This is a genomic window from Amycolatopsis rhizosphaerae (assembly GCF_007713715.1).
GTDB classification, from domain to species: domain Bacteria; phylum Actinomycetota; class Actinomycetes; order Mycobacteriales; family Pseudonocardiaceae; genus Amycolatopsis_E; species Amycolatopsis_E rhizosphaerae.
This window is the reverse complement of the sequence record NZ_VJWX01000674.1, coordinates 1-3,004: the sequence shown is the minus strand read 5'-3', so window position 1 is coordinate 3,004 and position 3,004 is coordinate 1. Positions and strand designations below refer to the sequence as shown.

Annotated in this window: 4 protein-coding genes; 3 read left to right on the top strand and 1 reads right to left on the bottom strand. The window is 71.2% G+C overall.

Going from position 1 to position 3,004, the window contains the following annotated elements; translation table 11 throughout:
- Positions 1-172: 172 nt before the first annotated feature.
- Positions 173-661 carry a B-4DMT family transporter gene (locus FNH05_RS35330; RefSeq protein WP_186382902.1) on the bottom strand — a complete coding sequence of 163 codons (489 nt, stop codon included), beginning with the start codon at positions 659-661 and terminating at the stop codon, positions 173-175.
- A gap of 70 nt (positions 662-731) precedes the next feature.
- On the opposite strand from FNH05_RS35330, the gene FNH05_RS35325 reads away from it, so the two are divergent.
- From FNH05_RS35325 to nusB, 3 genes are all read left to right on the top strand, one after another.
- Positions 732-1,829 carry a M24 family metallopeptidase gene (locus tag FNH05_RS35325; RefSeq protein WP_144593193.1) on the top strand — a complete coding sequence of 366 codons (1,098 nt, stop codon included), beginning with the start codon at positions 732-734 and terminating at the stop codon, positions 1,827-1,829.
- A 48-nt stretch (positions 1,830-1,877) separates the two neighbouring features.
- Complete coding sequence (gene efp, locus FNH05_RS35320) at positions 1,878-2,441, top strand: elongation factor P (protein WP_144593192.1); 564 nt, start codon at positions 1,878-1,880, stop codon at positions 2,439-2,441.
- Positions 2,442-2,559: 118 nt separating this feature from the next.
- Positions 2,560-2,976, top strand: a complete 417-nt coding sequence (nusB, locus tag FNH05_RS35315) for a transcription antitermination factor NusB (protein ID WP_144593194.1) — start codon at positions 2,560-2,562, stop codon at positions 2,974-2,976.
- Positions 2,977-3,004: the final 28 nt, after the last annotated feature.

Sequence of the window (3,004 nt, the reverse complement as noted above, 5' to 3'; positions counted from 1 at the left end):
GCTCAGCGACGGCCGCCTCTGGCCGGCCCACCCGGGCTCGATCGCGGCCTTCAACGCCTCGACGGTGCAGAACGTCAGCCCCACCCAGTGGCGGACCTATCCCCGCGGCCCCGTCCTCGGTCCTTGAGACCCGGATCGAGGGCGCTCGCCTGGCGGAGCAGGACGCCGCCGGTCAGACGCGGGGGCGCGGGCTGGGCTTGCCCGTCCTCGCCGCCGGAGCGGATCCGGCGGATCCCGCGGCGGGGGTGGCGGATTCCGCCGGGGTGGCGCGCGGCGGAGTGAGCCGGCGGCCCGCCAGGATGCCGAGCCCGGCGGGGATCAGGACCAGCAGCGCGGTGAACGCGGCGCCGCCGGTGAGCGCGGGCCACAGCTCCCCGCTGCCGGTCTGGTCGACGAACAGGGCGCGCCCGATGACGTAGAGCACCCCGGAGGCGGGTCCGGCCAGCAGGGCCGCGATCAGCCAGGTCCGCCCGGGCTCTTCCCGGCGCCGCCAGGAGTCCACCGAACTCCACAGCACGGCCGCGCCGACCAGCAGGGCGATCACCACGATCCGCGTGGTGGTCAGGCCGGTGGGTTCGTAGACCGTCGCCTTCGCGAGGGCGGTGTCGGCCACGGCGTGCAACACCGCCATGCCGAGACCGCGGAGCAACCAGGGCCGCATCGCCTCACTGTAGGGCACCGCTCTCGCGAAGTCCCGCCCCTGGCGGCACTTCCGCCCCTAAGCTGACCGGGTGCCCGCACATCATCTTTCCCGCCGGGAATCCCTCCGCGGCCTGGTCCGAGAGGCCGGGCTGGACGCGCTGCTCGTCACCGATCTGCGCAACATCCGTTATCTGACCGGTTTCACCGGGTCCAACGCGGCGCTGCTGGTGCACGCCTCCGCCGAGGAACGCACCCTGTTCTGCACCGACGGCCGCTACACCACACAGGCGGCGGCCGAGGTGCCCGATCTGGAGCCGGTCGTGGACCGGGACAGTGCGGTGGCCCTGGTGAAACGGGCCGGCGATCGGTCGGCTTCCTACCGCCGCACGGGGTTCGAGAGCCAGCACGTCGACGTCGAGCAGTACCACCGCCTTGCCGGGCTCACCGGCGGGACGGAACTGGTGCGGGCGCCGGGGCTGGTGGAGCGGCTCCGGCTGGTCAAGGACGAGAGCGAGGTCGAGTCGCTGCGGATGGCCTGCGCGGCGGCCGACCGGGCGCTGGCCGATCTGCTCGAGCACGGCGGGATCCGGCCGGGCCGCACCGAGCGCGAGGTGGCGCGGGAGCTGGAGGACCGGATGCTGGACTACGGCTCCGCCGGGCCCGCGTTCGACACCATCGTCGCGGCGGGCGCCCACTCGGCGATCCCGCACCACCGGCCCACGGACGCGGTGCTGGCACGCGGCGACTTCGTGAAACTGGACTTCGGGGCCACTGTGGACGGTTACCACTCGGACATGACCCGTACCGTGGTGCTGTCCGGACCCGCCGACTGGCAGCGCGAGCTGTACGAGCTGGTGTTCCGCGCGCAGGCGGCGGGGGTGGCGCGGGCACTGCCCGGCGCCGGGCTGACCGAGGTCGACCGGGCGTCGCGCCAGGTGATCGAGCAGGCCGGTCACGGTGGCGAGTTCCCGCACGGCCTCGGGCACGGCGTCGGACTGGAGATCCACGAGGCACCGAGGCTCGCCAAGACCGGCGAAGGTACACTATCGGTCGGTATGACGGTCACCGTCGAGCCAGGTGTCTATCTCGCCGGCCGCGGTGGCGTGCGCATTGAGGACACGCTGGTCGTGCGGGACACCGCTCCCGAACTCCTCACCCTGAGCAGCAAGGAACTCATGGTCGTCTAGGCATCGCCCGGGCGGCCGTGAACGGACAACAGGAGAACTGGACTACCCGTGGCCACCACCAACGACCTGAAGAACGGCCTGGTGCTCAACCTCGACGGCCAGCTTTGGTCCGTCGTGAACTTCCAGCACGTCAAGCCGGGTAAGGGCGGCGCCTTCGTGCGCACCACCCTCAAGCATGTGCTGTCCGGCAAGGTGGTGGACAAGACGTTCAACGCCGGCACCAAGGTCGAGACCGCGACCGTCGACCGGCGCACCATGACCTACCTGTACAGCGACGGCAGCGACTTCGTCTTCATGGACGGCGAGACCTACGAGCAGATCTCCGTGCCCGGCGAGACCGTCGGCGACGCGAAGAACTACCTGCTGGAGAACACCGAGGTGCAGGTCGCGATGCACGAAGGCGTCGCGCTGTACGTCGAGCTGCCCACCTCGGTGGAGCTGGTCATCCAGCACACCGACCCGGGTCTGCAGGGCGACCGCTCCACCGGCGGCACCAAGCCGGCCACGCTGGAGACGGGCGCGGAGATCCAGGTGCCGCTGTTCGTCGGCACCGGCGAGAAGGTCAAGGTGGACACCCGTGACGGGCGTTACCTCGGCCGCGTCTCGAACTGACGGGCCGAATGAACGTCAGGACCATGACCGTGCGGGTGGCCGGCACCCTCGCCGGCGCCCCGGCATCCGGAGGCGAGCGGTGAGCTCTCCCGCAGATTCGACCAGGCGCGGCGGCTCGATGGGCCGCCGCGCGTTGCGCAGACGTGCCGTCGAAATGCTCTACGAGGCCGCGCAACGAGGGATCGATCCGGTAACGCTGCTGGCGAGCCGGGTCGGTTCCCCCGAGGTCGACCCGATCGGTGACTACACGATCGCGCTCGTCGAAGGCGTCACGGCGCACCGGGAGCGGATCGACGAACTGCTGTCCGAGCACGCGCAGGGCTGGACATTGGACCGCATGCCGCCGGTCGACCTCGCGGTGCTGCGCGTGGGTGTCTACGAGTTGCTGTGGGCCGCGGACGTGCCGGATCCGGTGGCCATCGACGAGGCCGTCGGCCTGGCGAAGGAACTGTCGACCGACGATTCGCCGCGGTTCGTCAACGGTGTGCTCGGCCGCATCGGCAACATCGCCGACCGCCTGCGCGCCGTGCTGTAGAGCGCGGGGCCCGGAAAGCCTTTGGGGG

What these genes read in the sequence shown, in the direction of transcription:
- FNH05_RS35330 (WP_186382902.1), bottom strand. Translation starts at nt 661, where the DNA reads ATGCGGCCCTGGTTGCTCCGCGGTCTCGGCATGGCGGTGTTGCACGCC.
- nusB (WP_144593194.1), top strand. Translation starts at nt 2,560, where the DNA reads ATGGGCCGCCGCGCGTTGCGCAGACGTGCCGTCGAAATGCTCTACGAG.